The 25125-nt window shown below is 62.9% G+C and carries 25 protein-coding genes and 1 tRNA gene; 20 read left to right on the top strand and 6 right to left on the bottom strand.

Annotated elements, in window-relative coordinates; genetic code table 11:
- The first annotated feature begins 46 nt into the window (after positions 1–46).
- From BW975_RS13840 to BW975_RS13865, 7 genes are all read left to right on the top strand, one after another.
- A complete protein-coding gene (locus BW975_RS13840) occupies positions 47–313 on the top strand; it encodes a DUF7218 family protein (RefSeq protein ID WP_076534924.1) in 267 nt (88 codons plus the stop codon).
- Between the two features lie 8 nt (positions 314–321).
- On the top strand, positions 322–690 hold the full coding sequence (locus tag BW975_RS13845; RefSeq protein ID WP_083687119.1) for a DUF6497 family protein: 369 nt from the start codon (positions 322–324) through the stop codon (positions 688–690).
- Between the two features lie 214 nt (positions 691–904).
- A complete protein-coding gene (locus BW975_RS18100; RefSeq protein WP_170846592.1) occupies positions 905–1054 on the top strand; it encodes a hypothetical protein in 150 nt (49 codons plus the stop codon).
- Between the two features lie 123 nt (positions 1055–1177).
- Positions 1178–1540, top strand: coding sequence for a hypothetical protein (locus BW975_RS13850; protein ID WP_076534925.1), 363 nt, complete (start codon positions 1178–1180; stop codon positions 1538–1540).
- A 379-nt stretch (positions 1541–1919) separates the two neighbouring features.
- A complete protein-coding gene (locus BW975_RS13855; protein WP_076534926.1) occupies positions 1920–2141 on the top strand; it encodes a hypothetical protein in 222 nt (73 codons plus the stop codon).
- 96 nt (positions 2142–2237) lie between these two features.
- Positions 2238–4238: an acetyl-CoA carboxylase biotin carboxylase subunit gene (locus BW975_RS13860; RefSeq protein ID WP_076534927.1), complete on the top strand. Its 2001-nt coding sequence runs from the start codon at positions 2238–2240 to the stop codon at positions 4236–4238.
- Between the two features lie 6 nt (positions 4239–4244).
- Positions 4245–4766, top strand: a complete 522-nt coding sequence (locus tag BW975_RS13865; RefSeq protein WP_083687120.1) for a hypothetical protein — start codon at positions 4245–4247, stop codon at positions 4764–4766.
- Between the two features lie 46 nt (positions 4767–4812).
- Here BW975_RS13865 and BW975_RS13870 read toward each other — a convergent pair whose 3' ends face one another.
- A complete protein-coding gene (locus tag BW975_RS13870) occupies positions 4813–5274 on the bottom strand; it encodes a DUF4174 domain-containing protein (RefSeq protein ID WP_076534928.1) in 462 nt (153 codons plus the stop codon).
- A gap of 116 nt (positions 5275–5390) precedes the next feature.
- Here BW975_RS13870 and BW975_RS13875 point away from each other — a divergent pair, with 116 nt between their 5' ends.
- Together BW975_RS13875 and scpA are read left to right on the top strand one after the other, a co-directional pair.
- A complete protein-coding gene (locus BW975_RS13875) occupies positions 5391–6404 on the top strand; it encodes a hypothetical protein (protein ID WP_244512586.1) in 1014 nt (337 codons plus the stop codon).
- The gene (gene scpA / locus BW975_RS13880; RefSeq protein ID WP_076534930.1) at positions 6358–8490 is read left to right on the top strand and encodes a methylmalonyl-CoA mutase; all 2133 of its coding nucleotides are present in this window, start codon (positions 6358–6360) and stop codon (positions 8488–8490) included. Before BW975_RS13875 ends, scpA begins: the two co-directional genes overlap by 47 nt.
- Before the next feature lie 244 nt (positions 8491–8734).
- Here scpA and BW975_RS13885 read toward each other — a convergent pair.
- Positions 8735–8810 (bottom strand) — tRNA-Met (locus BW975_RS13885).
- A gap of 167 nt (positions 8811–8977) precedes the next feature.
- Here BW975_RS13885 and BW975_RS13890 point away from each other — a divergent pair.
- The 4 genes from BW975_RS13890 (at position 8978) to BW975_RS13905 (ending at position 11275) form a co-directional block, all read left to right on the top strand.
- Complete coding sequence (locus BW975_RS13890; RefSeq protein ID WP_076534931.1) at positions 8978–9589, top strand: VOC family protein; 612 nt, start codon at positions 8978–8980, stop codon at positions 9587–9589.
- Positions 9586–10074 (top strand): GNAT family N-acetyltransferase, encoded by a 489-nt coding sequence (locus BW975_RS13895; RefSeq protein WP_076534932.1) that lies wholly within the window; start codon positions 9586–9588, stop codon positions 10072–10074. The genes BW975_RS13890 and BW975_RS13895 overlap by 4 nt, the downstream gene beginning before the upstream one ends.
- 67 nt (positions 10075–10141) lie before the next feature.
- Positions 10142–10825, top strand: coding sequence for a molecular chaperone DjiA (locus BW975_RS13900; RefSeq protein WP_076534933.1), 684 nt, complete (start codon positions 10142–10144; stop codon positions 10823–10825).
- 57 nt (positions 10826–10882) lie between these two features.
- Complete coding sequence (locus tag BW975_RS13905) at positions 10883–11275, top strand: hypothetical protein (protein WP_076535245.1); 393 nt, start codon at positions 10883–10885, stop codon at positions 11273–11275.
- Positions 11276–11318: 43 nt separating this feature from the next.
- Here the strand turns inward: BW975_RS13905 and BW975_RS13910 are convergent, their stop codons facing one another.
- From BW975_RS13910 to BW975_RS13925, 4 genes are all read right to left on the bottom strand, one after another.
- The gene (locus BW975_RS13910) at positions 11319–12947 is read right to left on the bottom strand and encodes a Ppx/GppA family phosphatase (protein WP_083687121.1); all 1629 of its coding nucleotides are present in this window, start codon (positions 12945–12947) and stop codon (positions 11319–11321) included.
- 84 nt (positions 12948–13031) lie between these two features.
- Positions 13032–15206, bottom strand: coding sequence for an RNA degradosome polyphosphate kinase (locus BW975_RS13915; RefSeq protein WP_076534934.1), 2175 nt, complete (start codon positions 15204–15206; stop codon positions 13032–13034).
- A gap of 77 nt (positions 15207–15283) precedes the next feature.
- On the bottom strand, positions 15284–15979 hold the full coding sequence (locus BW975_RS13920; RefSeq protein ID WP_076534935.1) for a P-loop NTPase family protein: 696 nt from the start codon (positions 15977–15979) through the stop codon (positions 15284–15286).
- Positions 15979–17046 carry an AI-2E family transporter gene (locus BW975_RS13925; RefSeq protein ID WP_076534936.1) on the bottom strand — a complete coding sequence of 356 codons (1068 nt, stop codon included), beginning with the start codon at positions 17044–17046 and terminating at the stop codon, positions 15979–15981. The genes BW975_RS13920 and BW975_RS13925 overlap by 1 nt, the downstream gene beginning before the upstream one ends.
- A gap of 162 nt (positions 17047–17208) precedes the next feature.
- Between BW975_RS13925 and proS the strand changes: the two genes are divergently transcribed.
- From proS to BW975_RS13960, 7 genes are all read left to right on the top strand, one after another.
- On the top strand, positions 17209–18564 hold the full coding sequence (proS, locus tag BW975_RS13930) for a proline--tRNA ligase (protein WP_076534937.1): 1356 nt from the start codon (positions 17209–17211) through the stop codon (positions 18562–18564).
- A 1-nt stretch (position 18565) separates the two neighbouring features.
- Positions 18566–19069: a DUF2937 family protein gene (locus BW975_RS13935; RefSeq protein WP_076534938.1), complete on the top strand. Its 504-nt coding sequence runs from the start codon at positions 18566–18568 to the stop codon at positions 19067–19069.
- Positions 19070–19161: 92 nt separating this feature from the next.
- Entirely contained in the window at positions 19162–20412 is a 1251-nt protein-coding gene (locus tag BW975_RS13940) for a lipoprotein-releasing ABC transporter permease subunit (RefSeq protein ID WP_076535247.1), read from the top strand.
- Complete coding sequence (locus BW975_RS13945; protein WP_076534939.1) at positions 20405–21088, top strand: ABC transporter ATP-binding protein; 684 nt, start codon at positions 20405–20407, stop codon at positions 21086–21088. The genes BW975_RS13940 and BW975_RS13945 overlap by 8 nt, the downstream gene beginning before the upstream one ends.
- 65 nt (positions 21089–21153) lie before the next feature.
- Positions 21154–22137, top strand: coding sequence for an Ldh family oxidoreductase (locus BW975_RS13950; protein ID WP_076534940.1), 984 nt, complete (start codon positions 21154–21156; stop codon positions 22135–22137).
- Between the two features lie 60 nt (positions 22138–22197).
- A complete protein-coding gene (locus tag BW975_RS13955; RefSeq protein WP_076534941.1) occupies positions 22198–22605 on the top strand; it encodes a DUF4864 domain-containing protein in 408 nt (135 codons plus the stop codon).
- A 166-nt stretch (positions 22606–22771) separates the two neighbouring features.
- Positions 22772–25063 (top strand): hypothetical protein, encoded by a 2292-nt coding sequence (locus BW975_RS13960; protein WP_076534942.1) that lies wholly within the window; start codon positions 22772–22774, stop codon positions 25061–25063.
- The last annotated feature ends 62 nt before the right edge of the window (positions 25064–25125 follow it).

Here is a 25125-nt window from a genome sequence, read left to right on the forward strand (position 1 = left end):
ACCTTGCCGAAGGCATGGGCGTTTTCGGCGCTAAAGGAGGCATGTCATGGCCAAGTCGAACAATGGGAACAGCATCAAGAACGCGGACACTTACGAGGCGCTGCGCGATCAGGGCGCCTCGAAGGAGAAAGCGGCGCGCATCGCCAACGCCAAGGCGAACGAGGACATGAGCCCCTCGAAAAAGGGTGGCAAGGCGTCGCCATACGAAGAGTGGACCAAGTACGATCTGTACGAGCGGGCGCAGGAGATCGGGATCGACGGGCGCTCGGATATGACCAAGGACGAGCTGATCGAGGCGCTGCGCAAGCACTGACGCGCCTCTTGATCTATGCCGCACTGGCAACTGTCCTCGCTGGACCCGCGCAGGCCGACGAAGCCTTTGCGCTGCCCTCAGGGCTAACCGTTTTCCTACAGGAAGTTCTGGAAGAGGGCGCGGGTGATCTGCGCGTTCGTTACGTAGCGGAAGGATTCGATCCTGCCCGGCTCGACCCCGAATTGCTGCTGGCTGATATGATGGCACTGTGCCAAATCAACTTGGCGGCAATTGGGGGCGAGAATGTCGATCTTGGGCGGATCACCGTCTCGATCGCGGACCGGGCGGCGGAATTCGGCGTATTAAATACCGATGTAAGACAAAGCTTTGAGGCCTTTACTATTGCCGATGGCACCTGCATCTGGGAGGCATTTTGATGTATCCACAATATCTTGCGCGGCAAAGTTCAGGCTCACGGCTTTGTGAGGCTTTGAGGACACAGGGCGGGCGCATTCGTGCGACATTCTATCGCTTTGCGCAAAACTACACTATTCTTACACGGGATTGCACCCAAGCAGTCCATACCTCGAAGACCAAGCGGGGCGCTGGCGTATGTCCGGCCCCGCTCTCAATAAGTGACAGGAGAATTCAATGTCGAACGCTATCAAGAGCCTCTTGGCCCTCGGCCTGGTCGTTGCAGTTTCCGCCTGCCAGCAGGCGCCCGAAGATGATTACGTCGTTGTCGAGCCCGAGCCCATCACGATGGAGCCCGCACCGACCGGCAAGTACAGCAAGTACTAATCCGACCCGTCGGATTGTGATAGCGGGGCAGGCTCACCGGCCTGCCCCGAACCCGCGCCAGATGCTGCGCGCCGCTTTGGCGCATATCGCTTTTTGCCAACGCCTCGCATCGGAGGGCATGGCATGATCAAGCATCGCGGTTTTCCCGGCAGATTGCCGTCCTCCGATTTCCAATTCACCATTCGCCGCGCAAATCCCAAAGGGGCGACGCCCCTTATCCGGCGCGAGCGGTATGCAGACCGGCGCGCGCCTGACCGGCGGGCAGACATCGGCTTTGTGCGCGCGATCTGGAAGTGTTTTGGCGATGCGCCCTTCGAGCGGGGCAATCTGGACGCCGGACGCCTCTCGTGGCTGTTCGGGCGCGAGGTTCTACCTGTCTCCGACCCATTCGATCCGACGGACTATGAGGCGCTCTTGGTGCTGGATGTCGACGCGGCGCGGCGCGCTTTTCCGTCGGCCTTCGATGAGGATGAGTGGGAGGCATGAAAGCACTGGCCATCTGCTCAACGTCGTTTGGCATGAATTTGCCAACAGATGCGCATTCTGCGCGGAATACAGCCGATGCTTGTATGGACCGCCAAATGCGCTTGGCTACCGAGAGCGGGCATGACACCAATGTCGGTGTAGTGGCGGATCTTCCCCAAGGGTCCGGGGCACCTTGTCCACACCGTTACCCTTCCCCTGATGGGCGGCGCGTCGCAGCATTGCGAGCGTCGCTCTTTTTTTGTTTTGTATCCACGGCTTACCCGTTTGGGCGGCAATTCGCGCATACGCATTCCGGGGCCTCGCGCGCCTTTGACCTTCCGCATGTTTTGACCTTTGATATCCGTGCAAATCGCGTGGATCAACAAAGGGGCGGCAGAGCATGTTCAAAGCACTCACGAGACAACCTAAGGCAGTATTCCTTCTTTTGGGAGTATCGGCCCTCGCGGCCTGTGGCGACACGGTCGTCGAGCAGGCAGCGATCGGCGGCGTTGGCGGCCTTGGAACATCGGCCGTCCTTGGCGGCAATCTTGCCGCGGGCGCCGTTGTCGGCGCTGCCGGTAACGTCGCCTACTGCCAGGCCTTCCCGGACCGCTGCAACTGACATCACCGCGCATCGCGCGATTTTCACCGGACCATCCGTGCCACCGGGCACGGGTGGTCTTTTTCGTTTCAAGACCGCACCAGAAGGGGCCCGCCCATGTTCAAGAAGATCCTGATCGCCAACCGCGGCGAAATTGCCTGCCGCGTCATCAAGACGGCCAAGCAAATGGGCATCCAGACCGTCGCGATCTATTCCGATGCGGATCGCAACGCCCTGCATGTGCGCATGGCCGATGAAGCCGTGCATATCGGCCCGGCGCCAGCCAATGAGAGCTATATCGTCATCGACAAGGTGATGGCCGCGATCAAGGAAACGGGCGCCGAAGCGGTTCACCCCGGCTATGGTTTCTTGTCGGAGAACGCCAAGTTCGCCGAGGCGCTGGAGGCGGCGGGCGTCGCCTTTATCGGGCCGCCCAAGGGCGCGATCGAGGCGATGGGCGACAAGATCACGTCAAAGAAGCTGGCGCAGGAGGCGGGTGTCTCAACCGTGCCCGGCTATATGGGCCTGATCGAGGATGCCGAGGACGCGGTCAAGATCTCGAACGAGGTCGGCTATCCGGTGATGATCAAGGCCAGCGCCGGGGGCGGCGGCAAGGGGATGCGCATCGCGTGGAACGACGACGAGGCGCGCGAGGGGTTCCAAAGCTCAAAAAACGAGGCGGCCAGTAGTTTCGGCGACGACCGCATCTTTATCGAGAAATTCGTGACCCAGCCGCGCCATATCGAGATCCAGGTTCTGTGCGACAGCCACGGCAACGGCATCTATCTGGGCGAGCGGGAATGCAGCATTCAGCGCCGCAACCAGAAGGTCATCGAAGAGGCCCCCAGCCCCTTTCTGGACGAGGAAACGCGCAAGGCAATGGGCGAGCAGGCCGTCGCGCTGGCACAGGCCGTCGATTACACCAGCGCGGGCACGGTCGAATTCATCGTCGATGGGGATCGTAATTTCTACTTTCTCGAGATGAACACGCGTTTGCAGGTCGAGCACCCGGTGACCGAGCTGATCACCGGGGTCGATCTGGTCGAACAGATGATCCGCATCGCCAACGGCGAAGTGCTGCAACTCAGCCAGGACGAGATCAAGCTGAACGGCTGGGCAATGGAGAGCCGCCTTTATGCCGAGGATCCCTATCGTAACTTCCTGCCGTCGATCGGGCGCCTGACGCGCTATCGCCCGCCCGAGGAGGTGCCCGTGGGCCATTCCATCGTGCGTAATGATACCGGCGTTTATGAGGGCGGCGAGATCAGCATGTATTACGACCCGATGATCGCCAAGCTCTGCACATGGGGGCCGGACCGCATGTCGGCCATCGAGGGGATGCGCGCCGCGCTTGACAGTTTCGAGGTCGAGGGGATCGGGCATAATCTGCCCTTCCTCAGCGCGGTGATGGACCACCCCAAATTCGTGTCGGGCGACATCACCACGGCGTTTATCGCCGAGGAATACGAGGGCGGTTTCGAGGGCGCGGTGCTGGAGGATGCGCTTTTGCGCCGAATTGCGGCCTCGTGCGCCGCCATGCACCGCGTGGCCGAGATTCGCCGCACGCGGATTTCGGGCCGCATGGACAATCACGAGCGCAAGGTAGGCGATGATTGGAACGTGGCCCTACAGGGCCAGTCGATGGATCTGCGCATCGAGGCGCGGCGCGGCGGCGCGACGGTGCATTTCGAGGACGACACGTCGATGGAGGTTGTCAGCGACTGGACACCGGGCGACCAGCTGGCGCGCGTCGACGTGGATGGTCTGCCCCTTGTGATGAAGGTCGGCAAGGTCTCGGGCGGCTTCCGCATCCGCTGCCGGGGCGCGGATCTGAAGGTGCATGTGCGCACTCCGCGCCAGGCCGAATTGGCAGCCAAGATGCCCGAGAAACAGCCGCCCGACACGTCCAAGATGCTGCTCTGCCCGATGCCCGGTCTCGTGGTCAAGATGAACGTCGAGGTGGGCGACGAGGTTCAGGAGGGGCAGGCGCTTTGCACCATCGAGGCGATGAAGATGGAGAACATCCTGCGCGCCGAAAAGCAGGGCACCGTCAGCGTGGTCAATGCCGGGCCGGGCGATAGCCTGGCCGTGGACGAGATCATCATGGAGTTCGAATAACGCATCATGGGCGGGCCCGCTGCATATCGCCAATTGGCGGGCCTGCCCCTGTGGGTGGGCCTGTTGGCCTTGGCCGCCTGCGAGCGCAGCAGCGAAGCCGAGATGCGCAGCGTGCTGGAAGGCTGGGCGCCGATCGGCGAAACGCTGAGCTTTGAGGTCCAGCGTGGCTGTGCGGCGGGGCTGTTTCAGCTGGTTGATGCGCGGATATCCTCCAGCATGCCGGTGGTCACCAGCGCGCCGGAGGCGGCAATCGTCCTGCGCAGGCAAGGCGCCGTAGCCATCGACGATATCCGGGTAACGCCTCAGGCCGCAATTGAAGGGCTTATCGGCGTTGATCGCGCCTCGGGAATGCGCATGCGGATGGCAGGTCTCGAAGCGCGGGCCTGCATGGACGATGAAATCCGCGCAGCCTTCGCCGCCGCACTGACCGCGCCGCGCGCCGTTCTCATGGTGGGCCGCGATCACGGGATCGTCGCGCTGATGGATGCCGAGGCGGGCGTTCTGGTTGCGGCGATGGGGGCCGAATGATGCGCGCGTATGATCCAGCGTCAAAGCTATGGTCCGACGCTCGCCTTCAGTCCGGCAGGCCGCGCCTCTCTTCGATCTCGCGCTCACGCATCGGCAATTTGTCGATGGTGCGGGTGATTTCGCGCACGTCCCATGGCACCGGCTTGCGCAGGTATATCGTGCCGTCCTTCACGATCAGCGCCAGCATGAAGCCACGCGGGCGCAGCTGCTGCCGCAATGCGCTGTCGCCCTCCGGGTCGGTATCGGTCAAGATCACGACGTCGCGTTCGATCAATCTGGGCAGCTCGTTGGTCAACAGTTCCATCTGGCGTATGAATTGCGGATCGTTCGGACTGTCGGCAAAGACAACGAGCGGCCTCTTTTTCCAACGAAATTGTTTCAAATCCACATCGGTGCCCTCGATCACGATGCTGTCCGGTGCCGGAACATCATCGATCGCGGGCGCAGTCTGCGCGCTCAGCGGGGCGGCCAAAAGGCCAGCAAAAACAAGGGTAGGTATCAGTTTCATCGGCTCTCCTATGAATCATGATATAAGCGGGTCACGGCCGATTGCGATGCGCAAAATGCCATGCATCGCGCTAATTTTTCCGTTAATCCCATCGTCAACATTCGTCCCTAGCAAAGATGGCATATCCGGCAGCCGTCCATCCCGGCGCGGCGCCGCAGCCAAGGGCGGGCCATTACATGGAGATCATCCTGCATCTCGGGGCGCATCGCAGCGCGTCGACCAGTTTTCAGCACTACCTTCGCAAGAATGGTGCGCGTCTTGCCGCGGGCGGTGTCGGGGTCTGGGGGCCGCCCCAGACGCGCAATGGGCTGCTCGAAGGGGTGCTGCCCAGGCCCGGCTTGGTGAGTTATGCGGCGCAGATGCAGCGCGCGCGGGGACGCATCGCGCTGGCACTTGCCGATATCGAGATGGCGGGCATCGAGCGGCTGATCGTGACGGACGAGAACATGATCGGCACGCCGCGCAGTATTTTGCGGGCGCAACGCCTATATCCCGCCGCCGGCGAGCGGATGGCGCGCTATGCCGCAGGCTTCGGCGGTCGGATCACGCGCGTTGTGCTGTCGGTGCGCGCGCAAGATGCGTGGTGGGCGTCATGTATCGCCTACGCCGTCGCGCGCGGGGCGCGGGTGCCTTCGCGCGTTCGGCTGACGCAGATCGCCGCCGATCCGCGCACTTGGCGCGACGTGATCTGCGACCTGGCCTGCGCGCTGCCGGGGGTAGAGATCCAGGTGATGCCACACGAGGTTTTTGCCTCGCGCCCCGAAGCGCGTCTGCAGGCAATGGCGCGCCTGCCCACGCCGCCAAAGACCGCCGCGCGAGAATGGCTGAATCGTGCGCCGGAGCTGCCCGCGCTGCGGCAGGTGATCCACGATCGGGGCGGGGATCCGGCGCTGCTGCCGGACGGGGATGGCCCATGGCAGCCCTTTACCCGCGAAGAACGCGCGGCGCTTCGCGAGGCCTATCACGACGATTTGTTCTGGCTGCGCGCAGGCGCGGACGGATTTGCCACTTTGACAGAGGAACCGGATATGGATCAGGTGGGGCCAACGCCGCCGATCCATGCCGAGACAAGAGGACGAGACCATGACCAAGAAGGTGCGAGACGATTGGCGCAAGCTGGCCGAAGCTGAGCTGAAGGGCCGCCCGCTGGAGGATCTGACCTGGCACACGATCGAGGGCATCGACGTCAAGCCGCTCTATACCGCCGAAGACACCGAAGGGCTGGCGCATATGGGCGGCATCCCTGGCGCGCCTCCCTTCACCCGAGGGGTCAAGGCCACCATGTATGCCGGGCGCCGCTGGACCATCCGGCAATATGCAGGTTTCTCTACAGCGGAAGAGTCGAACGCCTTTTATCGGCGCAACCTGGCGGCGGGGCAGCAGGGCGTCAGCGTCGCCTTCGATCTGGCCACGCATCGCGGCTATGACAGCGATCATCCGCGTGTCGAGGGCGATGTGGGCAAGGCAGGGGTTGCCATCGACTCGGTCGAGGACATGAAGGTTCTTTTTGACCAGATCCCGCTGGATCAGGTCAGCGTGTCAATGACGATGAACGGCGCAGTGATCCCGATCCTGGCCAGTTTTATCGTCGCGGGCGAAGAGCAGGGACACGACAAGTCGGTCCTGTCGGGCACGATCCAGAATGACATTCTCAAGGAATTCATGGTGCGCAACACCTATGTCTATCCACCCGAGCCAAGCATGCGGATCATCTCGGACATCATCGAATACACGTCCGGCGGCATGCCGAAATTCAACTCGATCTCGATCTCCGGCTATCACATGCAGGAGGCCGGCGCGAACTTGGTGCAGGAGCTTGCCTATACGCTGGCCGATGGGCGTGAATACGTACGGGCCGCCATCGAGGCGGGTATGGATGTCGACAAATTTGCAGGACGGCTTAGCTTTTTCTTTGCGATAGGCATGAATTTCTTCATGGAGGCGGCCAAACTGCGGGCCGCTCGTCTGCTTTGGCATCGCATCATGACCGAGTTCGGCGCGCAGAACGACCGATCGAAAATGTTGCGCACGCACTGCCAGACCAGCGGCGTGAGTTTGCAGGAGCAGGATCCCTACAACAACGTCATCCGAACCGCCTATGAGGCGATGAGTGCTGTTTTGGGCGGCACGCAGTCGCTTCATACCAATGCGCTTGACGAGGCGATGGCCCTGCCCACCGATTTCAGTGCCCGCATCGCCCGCAATACCCAGCTGATTCTGCAGGAAGAGACCGGAGTCAGCGCCGTCGTCGATCCGCTCGCCGGCAGCTATTACGTCGAGAGCCTCACGGCCGAGTTGGCCGAGAAAGCCTGGGAGTTGATGGAGGAGGTCGAGGAGATGGGCGGCATGACAAAGGCCGTGGCCAGTGGCATGCCCAAGCTGCGGATCGAGGAATCGGCCGCGACGCGCCAGGCGATGATCGACCGCGGCACCGAGGTGATCGTGGGCGTGAACAAATATCGCCGCGACAAGGAAGACCCCATCGATCTATTGGATATCGACAATTCCAAAGTGCGTGACAGCCAGATTGCGGGGCTGGAGCGGATCCGCGCCAGCCGCGATCAGGACGCCTGTGACGCCGCGCTGGCCGAGGTCGAACGCCGTGCGCGCGAAGGCGGCAACCTTCTGGAGGCGGCGGTCGAGGCCGCGCGCGCCCGTGCAACCGTAGGAGAGATTTCCATGGCGATGGAGAAGGTATTCGGGCGCCACCGCGCCGAGGTGAAGACGCTTGCCGGTGTGTATGGCGCCGCCTATGAGGGCGACGAAGGCTTTGCCGCCATCCAAAAGTCGGTAGAGGCGTTTGCCGAAGAGGAGGGTCGCCGCCCTCGTATGCTGGTGGTCAAGATGGGCCAGGACGGCCATGATCGCGGCGCCAAGGTAATCGCAACTGCTTTTGCAGATATCGGCTTTGACGTGGATGTCGGCCCGCTGTTCCAGACTCCGGAAGAGGCGGCGCAGGACGCCATCGACAACGACGTGCACGTGGTCGGGATCAGCAGCCAGGCGGCGGGGCACAAGCACCTGGCACCGAAGCTGGTAGAGGCGCTGCGCGCGCAGGGCGCAGGCGAGATCCTGGTGATCTGCGGCGGGGTGATTCCGCAGGCGGATTATGACTTCCTGAAAAAGGCAGGGGTCAAGGCAATCTTCGGGCCGGGCACGAACATTCCGGACGCGGCGCAGGATATCCTGCGCATGATCCAAGAGGCGAAGGGGTAGGCCCGATTGCAATAGCGCGCCGGAGCGATATCCGGCGCGCTTTCACCGGGCTTACGGGTGTGCACATGCGTTGGCGATTTTGTCCGCCAGGGTGCGGCTGCGCCGATGGCCGATAGGGGGCCCCTTGCGGAGGCGCGCCGCCAACACGATAGCCGCTCGCTCAAAACATTTCGTGAAGGGCAGGCCTGCTGCCTTCGCACGGATCTTGAGAGTGCGGAATTCACTTGCTTCGCAAATTGAATTTTGGTGGCGTGAGGTGGATTTGAACCACCGACCTAACGATTATGAGTCGTTTGCTCTAACCCCTGAGCTACCACGCCTTGGGCGCGTGGCTAAGGCAGCGGCGCGCGCCCGTCAAGGCGGAAAAGCGGTTTTGCGAGCGGTAAATGCACCGGGCGAAATGACCGAGATTGCGCGGGATTGCACTTGGGCTCCGGGTGCGTTTAAGGTCCGGCGCCGATCACGCTGCAAACGAAAGGCTGCGCCCTTGTTCGAACTCGACCATCTCGCCATTGCCGCCGAAACCCTGGAGGACGGGACAACGTGGCTGGAGGCCATGATCGGCGCGCCGACCGTGGCGGGCGGACGGCATGCCCGATTTGGCACCCATAACCGGCTGTTGGGTCTGGCGGATGGCCTGTATCTTGAGGTGATCGCGGTCGCCCCACAGGCTCCAGCGCCTGAAGACGCACGCTGGTTCGATCTCGATCGCTTTGCCGGACCGCCGCGTATTGCAAACTGGATTTGCCGCACCGATGACCTGGACGCAGCGCGGGCCGCGCTGCCGGGGATGGGGCGCGAAGTGGCGCTGTCGCGCGGCGATCTGGCCTGGCGTATGGCGGTGCCCGAGGATGGGCAATTGCCCTTTGGCGGGTGCCATCCAGCGGTCATTACTTGGGATTGCGCCGCGCATCCGGCGGCGAGCCTGCCGGATCACGGTATCTCTCTGCGGCGACTGATCGTGACCCATCCCGAGGCGCAGGCGCTTGAGGCGCTGCTATCGACCTCCTTGGGCGATCGGCGCGTGGTGTTCGAGACCGGAACAATAGGCCTGCGAGCTGAGTTCAACACACCGGGCGGATGCCGGTTTCTGGGATGATTGTCCGGGATGCGGAGCGGGGCGATATCGCCCCGATGATGGGCATCTGGAATCCTCAGATCCGCGAGACATCGATTACCTTCACAACCATTGAGAAAACCGAGGCAATGCTGGAGGACGAGCTGGCGGCTTGCGCTGCCGAGGGTCGCGCCTTTTTGGTGGCCGAGGAGGCGGGCGCCGTGATCGGTCTGGCGACGTGGTTCGCCTTTCGCAAGGGGCCCGGCTACGCCCATTCGGCCGAGCATACGGTGGTCTTGGCGCCGCAGGCGCAGGGGCGCGGGGCCGGGCGCCTTTTGATGCGCGCGATCGAGGATCATGCGCGCGCGGCTGGCGTGCATGTTCTGGTCGCGGGCGTGACCGGCGAGAATTCCCGCGGGATCGCCTTTCACCGCGCGCTCGGGTTTGACGAGGTGGGGCGCATGCCGCAGGTGGGCCGGAAATTCAGGCGCTGGATGGATCTGGTGCTCTTGCAGAAGATCCTCTGAGCTGATTTTTACGCGCGGTTCGCCCTATCGCGCTGGCACCGACCGGTAAACTCAGTAGGATCACGCCATGTCGCTCTGGACCCGCATAACCGAAGCCGTGTCGGCCCTCGCCAGTGGCGAGGGTTTGAGCCATGTGTTCGAGCGGCTTCGCACCCCGCCTGAGCGGCGCGTGGCCTTCGCCATTGCCGTAATTGCGCTGGGCGCAAAGATGGCCAAGGCGGACGGGCAGGTGACGCGCGGCGAGGTGTCGGCCTTTCGCGAGGTGTTCCAGATCGCGCAGGATGACGAAGCGGGCGCGGCGCGCGTGTTCAACCTGGCCCGGCAGGACGTGGCGGGGTTCGAGGAATATGCCGCGCGCATCAAGGCGATGTTCGGCGATCAGACCGGTGCGCTGAGTGACCTTCTGGAGGGGCTGTTTCATATCGCCATGGCGGACGGAAAGTATCATCCGGACGAGAATCTGTTTCTTGAAAGGGTGGCAGAGATATTCGAAGTGCCGGAGCCGGAATTTCGGCAGATGCGCTGTCGGTTCGTGCCGGATGCGGAGCCTGATCCCTATCAGGTTCTGGGTGCGTCGCCGGATGACAGTCTGGATGTTCTACGGAAACGCCACCGCGAAATGGTCCGTGCGTCGCATCCCGACCGGATGGTCGCACGCGGCGTGCCGAAAGAGGCGATGCGCCTCGCCGAGAAGCGTATGACCGACATCAATCGCGCTTGGGACCAGATCCAGGCCGAGCGGGGCGCCTGAGCCGCGCGCTTTCGCTGGGGGCTTAAATTTGTTTTGGCGCTGCGCTATATTGGTTTCATGAAAAAACTCGCACTTCCGCTCGTCCTCGCTTTTGCCCTTGCGATGCCTGCCTCCGCGCAAGACACGGAGGCACCGTCCAAGGACGGCCTGTCGCTGATCGAGGATGGCGCGCGCATGTTCTTCGAGGGTTTGATGCAAGAAGCAGAGCCGGCGCTGGAGGGTATGCGCGAGATGGCGGATCGCCTCGGGCCGCAATTGCGCGGCTTTGCCGAAGAAATGGGACCGGCGCTGGCGGAAATCTTAAAGGATGTCGAGGATTTGAGCGTTTATGAGGCGCCTGAGCAGCTGCCGAATGGGGATATCATCATCCGCCGCAAAGAGCCTTTGCCGCCCGCCCCAGAGCGGCCAGAATTGGGCGATGCCGCGCCCGAAGGCGACATCGAAATTTAGGGGGCCGCGATCCGACCTCGGACTGGGATGAGGGAAAGGGGCGTTAACCCTTGCCCGCGTCCATCTCGGCGATCTCGATCGTAGCACCCAGAGAATTAGCGAGCGATGCGAGACGTGCCTGCGCGACCTCACCAAAAAGCGCGCGTGTCTCGGCAGCAAGGCGAAGCTCGAGCACCTTCTTTTTCGGATAAAAGTGCAGCGCGCCGGGCTGGGCCTCGCGTTGGAGCCAGAGCATTGCGCCAAAGCGCATCGCCTTGCCGAGGATCTCGGCGTCGCGGCGCAGTTGATCATCTATGAGGCGGCTGACCTGCTCGAACCGCGTATGGCCTGTGGAATTGGAGTAGCGGTGTAACAGGGCGAGGCCCAGAAAGATCCGCTCGGAATGTTTCAGCCCGCCCAGGTTGGCTCGTGTGGCCGTGTCAAAGCAGATGTCCGCGCGGTAATCGGGATGCGCGCGCCAGTTGACGTCATGCAAAAGGCAGGCCGCCTTGATCAGGCGCACCCGCTCTGGCTTGGCCGTTTTGAAAAGCGGCATGATGAAATGATAAAGCACCTTGCCAAAGCCGGGCACGCGGGCATCCTTGGCCTCGGTAAAGCGGCAGGCCTCGATCAGGGGGTCGCGATCGCGCAGTTGCTGGGGCATCTGCTCGTAGAGCATGCCTTCGCGGATGCCATAGCTGGAGACGGCGATATCGTGCGGCTTGAAGATGCGGACGACCTCGCGCAGCACCTCGGCGGCTTGCGGCACCAGTGACATCCGGGCGGAGGAGACACCGGCGCGATGGCGCAGTGCCTCGAGATCGCCGGAGGCCTGAATATAGGCCAGCGTGTCGCGCACCGATGCGGCGCGCATGCGGTATTCGTGCAGCACGTGCAGCGGATAACTGCGCCGCTCCATGTCGATCCGCGCGATTGCCCGCCACGAGCCCCCGACAAGGAAGAGCCGGTTTTTCTGCTCGCCCAGTTCGGCGGTCATGGCCTCGATCGTTTCAGAAATGTAGGCCCGCCGCGCTTTGCGGCCGCCCTTCATGTCGCGCAGCTTGAGCGGGCCGAGCTGTGAGGAGACACGCCGGCCCACGGTGCCGCCATTGATCTCGGCCAGTTCCATCGAGGAGCCGCCGATATCGCAGACCAGCCCGTAAGCGCCGGGCCAGCCCAGCAGCACACCCTGCGCCGAGAGCCGTGCCTCTTCGCGCCCGTCGATGACCCAGAGGGTCAGGCCGGTTTGCTCCAGCACCTCGCGGTGGAAATCATCGCCGTCGATTGCCTCGCGCACTGCGGCAGTCGCCACGCAGGTCAGCGGCCCGGTTTCCATGGCTTTGGCCAGATGCGCGAAGCGGCGCAGCGCGCTGAGCGCGCGCACGCGCCCCTCGGGGTTGAGGCGGCCCGTTTCGGACATGCCGGCGCCGAGGCCGCACATGATTTTTTCGTTGAAGAAATACGCCGGACTGCGCGCCGCGCCGTCAAAGACCACCATGCGGACCGAGTTCGAGCCCACATCGACCACGCCGACCCGTTTCAACGCCCGCGCCGATGGCTTGTCAAAGAGTGCACGGCCGAAAGGTGTCAGCGCACCTGCGGCGTTGCCGCTGGTGCGGGCTGCCTTGTCATTGCGGTTGCCGTCGGATTTTTTGGTGCCTTTGCCCGTGCCTGTGCTTTGCGCTGTGCTCATTGTCTCACCGGCCTTTGCATCTTGTGCCCGCGTTATGAAGCGCATGTGCGCATGCCGTCAACGGATGACACGGCACGGTCCGCATCAATCCTCGGCGTGGGTCAGTTGCGGCACATCTGCCGCACCGGCGGAGCCGCGACCCGAGAGTGACGGGTTTTCCATGAAAAACCGATGGCAGTTGAATGCGAATTCGCCCTCTGGCGGGGCGGCACGGGCAAAGCTGCCATCGGGTGCCATCACCCAGCTTTGGGCGGTATCGGCCATGTTCGCGGCCATGACCTGGCTGGTGATCTGCGCCTTGACGGTAGGGTTGTCGATCTCGATCAGCGTCTCGACCCGGCGGTTCATGCTCCGGCTCATCCAGTCGGCGGAAGAGATGAAGACGCGCGCCTTCTTGTGCGGCAGGCCATGGCCGTTGCCAAAGCAGACTATGCGGCTGTGTTCCAAAAACCGTCCGACGATGGATTTGACGCGGATATTGTCGCTCATCCCTTTGACGCCGGGACGCAGCCCGCAAATACCGCGCACGACAAGACTGATGCGCACGCCTGCCTGGCTGGCGTGGTAGAGGGCGTCGATGATATCAGGCTCGATCAAAGCGTTCATCTTGGCCCAGATTTCGGCGGGACGTCCCGCCTCGGCATGCGTGATTTCGGCTGCGATCATCTCCAGCAGGCGCGGCTTGAGCGAGATGGGGGAGATGGCTAGATTTTCGAGTTGATCGGGCTGCGCATAGCCCGAGAGGTAATTGAAGACTTTGGTCGCATCGCGGCCCAGTGCGGTGTTGCAAGTAAAAAAAGAAAGATCCGTATAGATACGGGCCGTTATCGGGTGATAATTGCCGGTTCCGTAATGGGTATAGGTCACCAGATTGTCGCCCTCGCGGCGCACGACGGTGCTGATCTTGGCATGCGTCTTGAGATCGAGAAAGCCGTAGACGACATGCGCGCCGGCGCGCTCCAGCCGCCGGGATTGGCGGATATTCGCGGCCTCGTCAAAGCGGGCCTTCAGCTCGACCAGGGCGGTGACGGATTTGCCGTTCTCGGCCGCCTCGCACAGCGCCTCGACAATGGGCGAGAGGTTCGACGTGCGGTAGAGCGTCTGCTTGATCGCGACCACGTCAGGATCGTTCGCCGCCTGCGCGAGAAAACGAATGACCATGTCGAAAGTCTCGTAGGGGTGGTGCAGCAGCATATCCTTTTGCCGGATCGCGGCGAACATATCGCCGTCGAAATCCTGAACACGCTCGGGCACGCGGGGCGAAAAGCTGGGCCAAAGAAGGTCGGGCCGCGCGTCCAGCACCAATTCCTTGAGATCGGCGAGGCCGATCATGCCGTCCACCTCGACCACCTCATCGGCGGTCACGTGCAGCTCGTCCATGACGAGTTGGCGCAGCGCACCGGGCGCGTCGCGGGTAATGTTCATGCGGACGACTTCGCCGCGGCGACGGCGTTTCAGCGCAACCTCGAACTCGCGCACCAGATCTTCTGCCTCTTCCTCGACCTCCAGATCGCTGTCGCGCAGGACGCGGAAGGCGCAATGGCCCTTGTATTTATAGCCTGGAAACAGGCTGGGCAGGTGCAGAAGGAGAAGCTCCTCGAGCGGCAGGAAGCGATGCGCGCCATCGGGCGCAGGCAGGGCAACAAAGCGGTCGATCTGCTGCGGAATGGGCAAAAGCGCCTGCAAGGGCCTCTTGTCGCGGACGCGCGTTAGGTTGAGGGCCAGTGAATAGCCGAGGTTCGGGATGAACGGAAACGGGTGCGCAGGATCAATGGCGAGGGGCGACAGGACCGGAAAGACCTTGTTCAGGAAGACGTCCGCCAGATAGCTCAGATCGTCCTCGCTCAGATCGTCCTGGCGCAGAATGGTGATATCCTGCGTTCCCAGCTCGTCGCGCAGCTGTTGAAATGTCTGTTGCTGCACGCCCAAGAGACGGCGGGCGTTCTCGTTGATCAGCACCAGTTGCTCGGCCGGGGTGAGGCCGTCGGCGGCCGGCGTTGTGTTGCCTGCGCGGGCCAGCTCTCGCAGGCCGGCAACGCGGACATTGTAGAACTCATCTAGGTTGGTGGCCGAAATCGACAGAAAGCGCAGGCGTTCCAGCAGCGGCACGCGCAGGTTTTGCGCCTCTTCCAGCACGCGCCAGTTGAAGCCCAGCCAGCTCAGCTCGCGATTGTAGAAGCGGCCCGGCCCATTGGGGTCGAGATCGGGCAGCTGCTCGGCGGGCGGGAAAGGAGAGGCAAGGAAGTCGGCGATGCTCATGATGTGCGGGATAACGTCCTGAAATGACGGGAGTGTGACGGTTTGCGCTTCGGTGCGCGTGCGTCCCAAGTCTGGCGTCAGAGGCCCAGCTTGTCCAGCGCCTCGGCGGCGAGGGCGCGTGTGACGGGGCGGCGCCGTTCGAGTGCGAGGCGGTCTATTGCCTCGACCACTCGGCTGGCATCGCCGAACGCGCGCGGCATGCGGCGCACAAGATAGGGGATCGTGCCGGGGGTGGGCAGGATCTGCCGATCGCCCATCTGCTTCATCAGCACGGCGGCCAGAAGTTCGTCATCGGGGTCCTTGAGCGTACAGGTAGGCGTCGCCTGCATGCGGCTGGCCAGATCGGCCAGGATGAGTGGCCAGTGATTGGGCGCCGCGCGCGCCGTGATCAGCAGCGAATTGCCCTCGGCCAGGGTCAGGTTGTGCAGATGGAAAAAGGCCTCTTCGGCGGCGCGGTCCCCTGCGATGGTATCGGCGCCTTCGATGGCGACGTGACCCGCAGCGAGCGCGGGGATATCCGCGCCGGCCAGGTCGCGCGCGGGCAGGATGCGTGCCCCGGACAGATCGCGCCAGACATGCACAAGATGCGTCTTGCCCGAGCCGGGCGGCCCGTTCAGCGCCAGCTTTCGCGCGGGCCAATCCTCCCACCCTTCGATCAGGGCGACGGCGGTGGCATTGGCCGAGGAGACGTAAAAGTCATCCCGACCCTGCGCTGGCATCGAGACGAGATCCAGACTGAGTTGCCGAGGTGGGGCGACGGGACGGCGCGCCATCAGTGCCCGTCTTGGCCGGTGGTTCCGCGGTAGAGCTGGCTGTGCTTGTACTGGTCAATGGCAAACCGTGCGAGCACGCCGATGGCCGCGGCAACCGGCACTGCGATCAACATGCCGACAAAGCCGAAAAGTGCGCCGAAAACCGACAATGCGAAAATGAGCCAGACCGGGTGCAAGCCGATCGAGCTTCCGACCAGCTTGGGGGTCAGGACGTTGCCTTCGATCGTCTGGCCCAGCACAAAGATCGCTGCGACGAGGCCGATTTGCAGCCAATCTCCCCAGAATTGGAATAGCGCGAGACCGATGGCCAGCACGCCCCCCACCAGTGCGCCGACATAGGGTATAAACGTCAAAAGTCCTGCCGCAAAGCCGACGACGAGGCCGAATTGCAGGCCCGCCAGCATCAGCGCGACGGCGTAATAGGTGCCTAATATCAGGCAGACGGTGCCCATGCCGCGGATGAAGCCAGACATCGTCTTGTCGATTTCGCCCGCGAGATAGCGGATTGTCGGCGCATGCTCGCGCGGGAGCAGGTCGTCGATGCGCGCAACCATGCGGTCCCAATCGTACAGCAGATAGACCGCGACCACAGGCACCACGACGAAAAGCACCGCGATGCTGATCAGCGAGGAGACGGAGCCGAGCAGCGTTTCCAGCAACTGGCCGCCGCGCTCCTTGATCGTCTCGCCGATGGCGGTCAGCGACTGGCGCAGGGCGCTGTCGGCATCGGCGACATCGGGGAAATGGCGGGTTACGAATTCCTGTAGCTTGCGCGAGAGCTCGGGCGCGCTTTCAACAAGGGCGGTCGCCTGGTTGGTGAGTGTCGGGACGACCAACAGCACCGTTGCGATAAAGATCACAAGGCTCAGCAGGCTGATGACCAGGACCGAAAGAGCACGGCTGAGGCCCAGTGTTTGCAGGCGGTCGGCCAATGGATCCAGGAAATACGCAATCGCGGCGCCTATCAGGAAAGGCAGGATCACATCGCCCAGCACCCAAAGCACCACGAAAAAGACCGCCGCGGCGATCCCCCAGTATTTTAGCTGCGTCGCGACGGGCAGGGCCATGGCGTCCTTTCTGGATATAAGGTCCTATGTCGCTCAAGCGGCGGGCGCTTTCAAGTGCGCTCATGCGTGAAGGGCAACGCGCGACACATGCTGTGCTTGCCCGCGCGGGCGCGGCATCATAAACGGGGGGAGATACCTGCACCCCCTCCGAGAGGAACTTCCATGCGTCTGTCCCGCTACTTCCTGCCCGTTCTGAAAGAGACGCCGTCCGAGGCGCAGATCGTCTCGCACCGCCTGATGTTGCGCGCGGGCATGATCAAGCAGGCCGGGGCGGGAATCTATTCCTGGCTGCCGATGGGCTTCAAGGTGCTGCGCAAGCTGGAAAACATCGTTCACGAGGAACAAGTGCGCGCCGGCCACATCCCGATGCTGATGCCGACGCTGCAATCGGCGGACCTCTGGACCGAGAGCGGGCGCTATGACGCTTACGGGCCCGAAATGCTGCGTATCAAGGACCGGCAGGGGCGCGATCTGCTTTATGGGCCGACCAACGAGGAGATGATCACCGACATCTTCCGCAGCCATGTGGGCAGCTACAAGGACCTGCCGCTGACGCTCTATCACATCCAGTGGAAATTCCGCGACGAGATCCGGCCGCGCTTTGGCGTAATGCGGGGGCGCGAGTTCTACATGAAGGACGGTTACAATTTCGATCTGACGCGTGAGGATGCGTTGCATTCCTACAACCGTCACCTCGTCAGCTACCTGCGCACCTACGAGCGGATGGGCCTGCAGGCGATCCCGATGCGCGCGGATTCGGGCCCCATCGGCGGCGACGACACGCATGAGTTTCTGGTGTTGGCCGAAACGGGCGAAAGCGAGGTGTTCTACGACAGCGAGATCACCGATCTGAAATTTGGCGACCGCGAGGTGGACTACGATTCGCACGAGGCCTGCCGCGCCGTTCTGGATGAATTCACCAGCCGCTACGCGCGCACCGACGAGACGCATGACGAAGCGATGTTCAACGAGATCCCCGAAGAGCGTCGCCGCACCGCACGCGGGATCGAGGTGGGGCAGATCTTTTACTTCGGGACCAAGTATTCGGACGCGATGGGTGCCAATGTGCAGGGGCCGGATGGCAAATCTGTCCCGGTCCACATGGGCAGCCATGGCATCGGCGTGAGCCGCCTTGTGGGTGCGATCATCGAGGCGAGCCATGACGACAAGGGCATCATCTGGCCCGAGGGCGTGACGCCTTTCCACGCGGGGATCGTGAACCTCAAGCAGGGCGATGCCGAGGCGGATGCGGCTTGCGATGCGCTCTACGCTGGGATGGTCGCGCTGGGCCTCGATCCGCTTTATGACGACCGCGACGAGCGGGCGGGCGGCAAGTTCGCCACGATGGACCTGATCGGCATGCCTTGGCGGATCACCGTCGGGCCGCGCGGCCTCAAGAACGGCGTGGTCGAGCTGACCAGCCGCCGCACCGGCGAGAGTGAGGAAATGCCGCCCGAGGCCGCGCTGGAGCGGCTGGCGCAGATCTATGCGGGCCACCGCGTGACCTCGCCGCTCTGACATGCTGGGGCGGGCCTTGACGCTGGCGGGCGGAGTCGCCGGGGCGGCGGGGCTGTCGCAATTCCCCGAGTTCTCGCAGCAATATGTGCAAAGGCTGGGCGGCGCGGTGGACGAACTTGGCCGCTTTGTCGCGGAATTCGACGCCGATGCCGCCGAGATTGGGCTCAGCCGCGACGCGGCGCTGGACGATTTAGCGCAGGGTGGCGCAATGGGCGCGCAGCGGGCCGAGACGATGGAAAACGTCATTTTGCGCTACCAGCGTCTCAACGAGGATCTGGCGAGCTTGCAAGGCGCGGGTCCCTTTACCCGTGCGCATCTATTGACGAAACAGGCCGATGCCGAGATCACCGAGGCCGCGTGGGATGATTTCCAGCCAGCCGTCCCATTGACGGCGGCAGGCGGGATGTTCGCCGGTGTAGGGTTTTTTGTTGGCCTCGGCCTGTTTTCTGCGCTGCTAACGCTTTTGCGGGCGCCCTTTCGCCGGGGCCGGGCCCGCGCTGCTTGACGCGCCTTGGCACCCGGCGCAAGTTGCGCGGACTTTGATGAAAGGTATCCCTCGTGGCAGGTAAATCCGCCCCCTTCGCACCCTTTGAATGGATGATCGCCTGGCGCTATTTGCGGGCCAAGCGGGCCGAGGGCGGCGTGAGCGTCATGACATGGATATCGCTGATCGGCATCACGCTGGCCGTGCTGGCGCTGATTGCCACTTTGGCGGTGCGCGCAGGCTTTCGGGCCGAGTTTGTCGATACGATCCTTGGCTCGAACGCGCATGTCACCGTTTATGATGCAGGTGAGGTCGACGCCGTAACGGGCCGCATCGACCGCCTGATCGAGGACTACCCAGCCATGGCCGAGCGGGTGCGCGCCGTGCCCGGCGTGACGCGCGTGGCGCCCCTGATCAAGGGGCAGGTCATGGCCAACGCGCGTGATCGCAACGCGGGCGTCGAGGTGTTCGGCATCAGTCTTGAGGATCTGAAGGGTATTCCGCGCGTTGCCGATCCCGAAACGGGGCAGGGCGATATCGAGCGGTTTGGCGAGGGGATCGCCATAGGCTCGGGCGTGGCGCGGGAGTTGGGCGTAGGCATCGGCGACAGGGTCAAGATCATCTCGCCTGGCGGGGTCAAGACCGCCTTTGGCACCACGCCGCGCGTCAATGCCTATGATGTGGCCTATATCTTTACCGCCGGACGCTGGGATATCGACCGCACCCGCGTCTACATGCCGTTTGAGGAGGCGCAATCCTTCTTCAACCGGGAGGGCGCGGCGGATGAGCTGGAAGTCATGGTCGAGAATCCTGAAGAGGTGAATGATCTTGCCGTTCCGCTGATGCATGCCGCAGGCGAGAAGGCGCTGCTCTGGACATGGCAGGATCAGTCGGGCGGGTTTTTGCGCGCGCTCGAGGTGGAGGACAATGTGATGTTCATCATCCTGTCGATCCTCGTTCTGATTGCGGCGATGAACATTACGAGCGGCCTCATCATGCTGGTCAAAAACAAGGGCCGCGACATTGGCATCCTGCGCACGATGGGCCTGACCGAGGGGTCTGTTCTGCGTGTCTTTTTCATCTGCGGTGCCTTCACCGGGATTATCGGAACAGCAATGGGGGTCATACTTGGATGTCTCTTTGCAATCTATATCGACCCGCTTTTCGCCTTCGTGAATTGGGCGATGGGCGGCGAGATCTGGGATCCATCGGTGCGAGGGATCTACTATCTGCCCGCCAAGCTGCAATTCGGCGATGTGATGTCGGCGGTCGGCCTGTCGCTGGGCCTGTCGTTCATCGTGACCATATTTCCCGCGCGCCGCGCCGCGCGCATGAACCCGGTGGAGGCGCTGCGCTATGAGTGATCCGGTGCTTAGCCTCAAGGGGATCGAGAAGATCTACAACCGCGGCAAGGAGGCCGAAATAGCCGTCCTGCGCGGCGTCGATCTGGATCTGGCGCGTGGTGAGATCGTGGCCTTGGTCGCACCCTCTGGAGCGGGCAAGTCTACGCTCTTGCATATTGCAGGGCTTTTGGACACGGCGGATGCGGGCCAGGTGTCGATCGGCGGTGAGGTGATGACAGGTCTCGGGGATAGGCGGCGCACGATAGCGCGGCGGCGCGATGTCGGTTTCGTCTACCAGTTTCATCATCTTCTGCCGGAGTTTTCGGCGCTGGAGAATATCGTGTTGCCTCAGCTGGCCGATGGTGCGGCCCGGTCCGAGGCGAATGCGCGGGCGCAGGAATTGCTCACCCATGTCGGCGTCGGGCCGCGCGCGGGCCATCGTCCATCGGCCATGTCCGGTGGTGAGCAGCAGCGGGTCGCCTTCTGCCGTGCGCTGGCGAACCGGCCGCGTCTGTTGCTGGCGGATGAGCCGACGGGCAACCTCGATCCCGAGACCTCGGACCAGGTCTTTGCAACCTTGCTGGGCCTCGTACGCGATACCGGTCTATCGGCGCTGATTGCCACCCATAACCTCGAGCTGGCGGCGCGTATGGATCGCGTTTTGCGCTTGGAGCATGGCAGACTGGTGCCCGGATAAGCGGAACCGAGATTGACGCGGGCCGGGTGACAGCGCAAAAAGCCGCAAAGTCAAAGGAGCCTGCCATGCCCGTTATCGCGACATATGAGATCGAAGCCCTGTCCAAGGCCGCGCTGATGCGCCACGGCGCCGAGGACTGGATCGCCGCAAGCGTAGCGGATGCGATCCGCGAGGCGGAAGCGACAGGTAACCGGATCTGCGGGCTCTATTACCTTGAAAGCTATTGCCAGCAGCTCGAGACCGGGCGGGTCAAGGGTGATGCGGTGCCGGACGTCACGCGCCCCCGCCCCGGCTCGGTCCGCGTCGATGCGCGGTTTGGGTTTGCCCAGGCGGCATTCGAGAAGGCGTTGCCCGAGGCCATCGCAGCCTGCCGCGAGAACGGCACCGCCTCGCTGGCCGTGTGCAACGCGCATACCTGCACGTCGCTGGGCTATTTCACGGGGCAGATCGCGCGGGCGGGTTTGATCGGGCTGGGACTGACCAACGCAACGCCCATCGTCGCGCCTCCGGGCGGCAGAACGCGGGTGATCGGCACCAACCCCATCGCGTTCTCGGTGCCGGATGGGCAGGGCGGCGTCGCCATGCAATTCGACCAATCGACGACCACCGTCGCGCTGGGCAAGATCACCATGGCCAAGGCCGCGGGCGAGTCGATCCCGGAGGGCTGGGCCGTCGATAAGGACGGCCGCCCGACGACCGATCCCGAGGCCGCGTTGGCAGGATCGCTGGTCAGCATGGGCGGCTACAAAGGCTGGGGTTTTGGCCTGATGGCGGAATTGCTGGCGGCGGGTTTGACCGGCGGGTTAGCCAGCCAAGACGTCGCGCCCCTGAAAACGCCCGAGGGCGCGCCGCATGATCTAGGCCAGTTCTATCTGCTCATTGACCCTGGCATGTCCGAACATTTCGCCGCGCGCCTTGCCCGTGTGGCTGAGGGGGTTGCGGCCAATGAGGGCGCGCGCATGCCTGGGCAGGGACGAACCGAGGCAGCCGAAGTCGATGTACCGGACGCGCTTTGGGCGCAGCTGCGGGAGCTGGCAGGGCAGGCCTGACGGCTTTGTCATTTGCCAAATGAGGTGTGCGGCGTATCTTTCTGTGCAGGGAGATACGCCATGAAACATTTGCTTTTAGCACTTTGCGCCGCTGCCGCCTTTGGTTTGCCAAGCGCCTCCGCTGCGCAGGAAGAGCCGATCCGCGCCGTGATCGAGGCGCAGATCAAGGCGTTCGAGGCGGATGATTTCGACACGGCATTCACCTATGCCAGCCCGACCATTCAGGGCATGTTCGGCAATGCGCGGAATTTCGGGACCATGGTCAAAAGTGGTTACCCGATGGTCTGGCGCCCCGACAATCTGCGTTTCCTGGCACTGGAAGAGCGGAATGGCCGTCTTTACCAAGACGTGATGGTCCGCGACCTGGAGGGTGCTCTGCATATTCTGGAATACCAGATGCAGGAAGGCGAAAAGGGTTGGAAAATCAATGGGGTGAATATACGCCGCGCGACCGAAGGCACCGCCTGATCACAAGCCGACGGGCGCTGTTGCCGACCACCACCGTCACGGTGCTGCCAGCGGACATTAATACATCTTCACTACTTCCCTCAGCCAACCGGGTGCGCCCCGGTCTGGCCTCATAAGTGACATCCGCCGCGTGCCGCACGGGGCCGGATGCGAAAGGGAAAACAAGATGAACAAGGCAGTTACCGATGGCATCCTCTTCATGCCGCCCAGCTTTTCGGGCGGTCTTGGCGTCTGGTCCAGTGGGGATGGCACACCGGGCTCGGACACCTACCTCAATGCGCCCAACGCCGCTTTTGTCCCGGCTGATCAAGATTTCGGTGCGGCGCTGGAGTTGCAAAAGGCGCAGGCGGTCCAACGCCTGCGCTATATGGGCCAGACGCCAATCCTTCCGGGCTGCTATTTGCGCGTGAGTGCGCGGATCAAGGCGATTTCGGGCAATCTGCCCACTGTGCGCATCGCCGGGCGCGCGGGCCAGCCGGGCGGCGCGCAGGTGCCGGGCGTCACGCAGACGGGCCCCGAGAAAATCCTTTCGCGTTATGGCGAGGTCGTAGAGGTGAGCGCCATCGTCGGTACCGGCCAGCGGCCCGGCGTCGATATGGTCTGGGGCCCGACGGCGACATATGGGCATATCGGGCTGGACCTGACGGGCGGCAATGGCGGCATCGTGCGCATCGATGATCTGGTGATCGAGGATATCACGCGCGTTTTCCTGCGTGATTACATCGACGCTGTGGATGTGCGCGATTTCGGCGCCATTGGCAACGGCGTGCATGACGACGCCCCCGCGTTCGAGGCGGCAGATGCAGCCGCAGCCGGGCGCGATGTGCTGGTGCCCGACGGCACCTATCGTTTGGGCGATAGCGTCACGATGCAATCTTCGATCCGCTTTGAAGGTACGGTTCAGATGGCGCGCGAACATATCCTGTCTCTGACCCGCAACTACGACCTGCCGACGTATATCGACGCCTTTGGCGACGAGGAGGAGGGGTTTCGCAAGGCATTTCAGGCGCTGTTGAACAATGTCGGGCACGAATCGCTGGATATGCAGGGGCGCATCATCTCGCTGACCGGCCCCATCGACATGGCCGCCGCTGTGCCGGATAAAAGCAGCTACTCGCAGCGGCGCCTGATCAAGAACGGCCAGTTCTCGGCCCTGGATCGGGCAGAATGGGCCGACGAGGTGGTTACGTCCCGCGCAACCTATTCGGTGCGCGATAGCCTGCGCCTGACCGGCGTGGTGAACGTGGCAAATATTCCGCTGGGGGCCGTGGTCGAAGGCAACGGCGTGGGGCGCGAGGTCTATGTCGCGGGCGTCGATATCGCGGCGCAGGAGGTGCGGCTGAGCCAGCAACTTTACGATGCGGCGGGCACGCAGATCTTTACCTTTCGGCGGTTCAAATACATGCTGGATTTCAGCGGGTTCGAAAAACTCAGCAAGTTCAGCCTGTCCAATATCGAGTTTCAGGCCGGTGGCGATTGCAGCTGTGTGATGCTGCCGCAGGCGGGCACCGGATTTCACTTCCGCGACTGTTTCTTCACGCGCCCCAAGGATCGCGGCATTTCGAGCCTATCCGTCGGGGATCAGGGAATGATCGTGGACCGGTGTCAGTTTTTGTCAGACGAGGATGCCGAACTGGTCGCCAACAGGACGTCGATCGCACTGAATGCCAATGCCAATGACGTCAAGCTGCGCGACAATCGCGTGACGCGGTTCCGGCATTTCGCGCTGCTGGCGGGGTCGAGCAATATCATCTCGGGCAATCACTGGTTTCAGGGGGATAATTCGAACGATGGCACCCGCTCGGCCGGTCTGGTTTTGACGCGCACCAACTGCCGCACGACTGTCAGCTCGAATTATGTCGATAACTGCTTTATCGAATGGAGCAACGAACACGACGCCGAGCCGGAGTTTGCCAGTGAATTTTCTTTCAGCGCGCTCAACGTGGTTGATAACGTGTTTCTGGCGGGAAATGTCGCGCCGTGGTTCACGTTTCTGGTGGTCAAGCCGCATGGCTCGGGGCATTTTCTGAATGGCATGAACGTCAGTGGCAACTCGTTCCGCATCATCGACGATCCCATTGACCGGATTGAACGGGTGGACACCACTTTCGCGGATCTGGACTATAACCGGATCAAGAATATCGCGTTTTCTGACAACACGTTCGGCAACATCTTTCATCCGGTTTCCAGCCCGCTTCTGGTAGAGCACACGCAGTCCTCGGCGGAGGCCACGTGGACGATCAACGCTGCGATCAGCCTGCCGTTCGGGGCCTTCGCGCAGACCGTCACATCGGTCGTGCCCGCTGGCCCACTACGCAGCGCAAGCGGGGCGGTGGTGCATGTCGCGCCCTATTACGAGGCCAAGCAGGGCCCGGACAGCAGTTGGGTGCGGCTGCAATTCGGCCAGCCCGTACGCGGCACGATGATGGTGACGATGCGGATCGATGATCCGTTCTGAGACGAGCAGATCAAGATATTGATGGCAAGGGCGGCTTCGGATCGGAGCCGCCCTTTTCAGTC

Source organism: Roseovarius nanhaiticus (assembly GCF_900156535.1).
Taxonomy (GTDB): domain Bacteria; phylum Pseudomonadota; class Alphaproteobacteria; order Rhodobacterales; family Rhodobacteraceae; genus Roseovarius; species Roseovarius nanhaiticus.

Bases quoted from the DNA above. Each gene is read 5' to 3' on its own strand.
- BW975_RS13875 (WP_244512586.1), top strand. From the start codon at position 5,391: ATGGCATATCCGGCAGCCGTCCATCCCGGCGCGGCGCCGCAGCCAAGG.
- BW975_RS13905 (WP_076535245.1), top strand. From the start codon at position 10,883: ATGAAAAAACTCGCACTTCCGCTCGTCCTCGCTTTTGCCCTTGCGATG.
- BW975_RS13840 (WP_076534924.1), top strand. From the start codon at position 47: ATGGCCAAGTCGAACAATGGGAACAGCATCAAGAACGCGGACACTTAC.
- BW975_RS13855 (WP_076534926.1), top strand. From the start codon at position 1,920: ATGTTCAAAGCACTCACGAGACAACCTAAGGCAGTATTCCTTCTTTTG.
- BW975_RS13910 (WP_083687121.1), bottom strand. From the start codon at position 12,947: ATGAGCACAGCGCAAAGCACAGGCACGGGCAAAGGCACCAAAAAATCC.
- BW975_RS13920 (WP_076534935.1), bottom strand. From the start codon at position 15,979: ATGGCGCGCCGTCCCGTCGCCCCACCTCGGCAACTCAGTCTGGATCTC.
- BW975_RS18100 (WP_170846592.1), top strand. From the start codon at position 905: ATGTCGAACGCTATCAAGAGCCTCTTGGCCCTCGGCCTGGTCGTTGCA.
- BW975_RS13925 (WP_076534936.1), bottom strand. From the start codon at position 17,046: ATGGCCCTGCCCGTCGCGACGCAGCTAAAATACTGGGGGATCGCCGCG.
- BW975_RS13960 (WP_076534942.1), top strand. From the start codon at position 22,772: ATGAACAAGGCAGTTACCGATGGCATCCTCTTCATGCCGCCCAGCTTT.
- BW975_RS13870 (WP_076534928.1), bottom strand. From the start codon at position 5,274: ATGAAACTGATACCTACCCTTGTTTTTGCTGGCCTTTTGGCCGCCCCG.
- BW975_RS13900 (WP_076534933.1), top strand. From the start codon at position 10,142: ATGTCGCTCTGGACCCGCATAACCGAAGCCGTGTCGGCCCTCGCCAGT.
- BW975_RS13955 (WP_076534941.1), top strand. From the start codon at position 22,198: ATGAAACATTTGCTTTTAGCACTTTGCGCCGCTGCCGCCTTTGGTTTG.
- BW975_RS13895 (WP_076534932.1), top strand. From the start codon at position 9,586: ATGATTGTCCGGGATGCGGAGCGGGGCGATATCGCCCCGATGATGGGC.
- BW975_RS13865 (WP_083687120.1), top strand. From the start codon at position 4,245: ATGGGCGGGCCCGCTGCATATCGCCAATTGGCGGGCCTGCCCCTGTGG.
- BW975_RS13950 (WP_076534940.1), top strand. From the start codon at position 21,154: ATGCCCGTTATCGCGACATATGAGATCGAAGCCCTGTCCAAGGCCGCG.
- BW975_RS13850 (WP_076534925.1), top strand. From the start codon at position 1,178: ATGATCAAGCATCGCGGTTTTCCCGGCAGATTGCCGTCCTCCGATTTC.
- BW975_RS13940 (WP_076535247.1), top strand. From the start codon at position 19,162: ATGATCGCCTGGCGCTATTTGCGGGCCAAGCGGGCCGAGGGCGGCGTG.
- BW975_RS13945 (WP_076534939.1), top strand. From the start codon at position 20,405: ATGAGTGATCCGGTGCTTAGCCTCAAGGGGATCGAGAAGATCTACAAC.
- proS (WP_076534937.1), top strand. From the start codon at position 17,209: ATGCGTCTGTCCCGCTACTTCCTGCCCGTTCTGAAAGAGACGCCGTCC.
- BW975_RS13935 (WP_076534938.1), top strand. From the start codon at position 18,566: ATGCTGGGGCGGGCCTTGACGCTGGCGGGCGGAGTCGCCGGGGCGGCG.
- scpA (WP_076534930.1), top strand. From the start codon at position 6,358: ATGACCAAGAAGGTGCGAGACGATTGGCGCAAGCTGGCCGAAGCTGAG.
- BW975_RS13860 (WP_076534927.1), top strand. From the start codon at position 2,238: ATGTTCAAGAAGATCCTGATCGCCAACCGCGGCGAAATTGCCTGCCGC.
- BW975_RS13915 (WP_076534934.1), bottom strand. From the start codon at position 15,206: ATGAGCATCGCCGACTTCCTTGCCTCTCCTTTCCCGCCCGCCGAGCAG.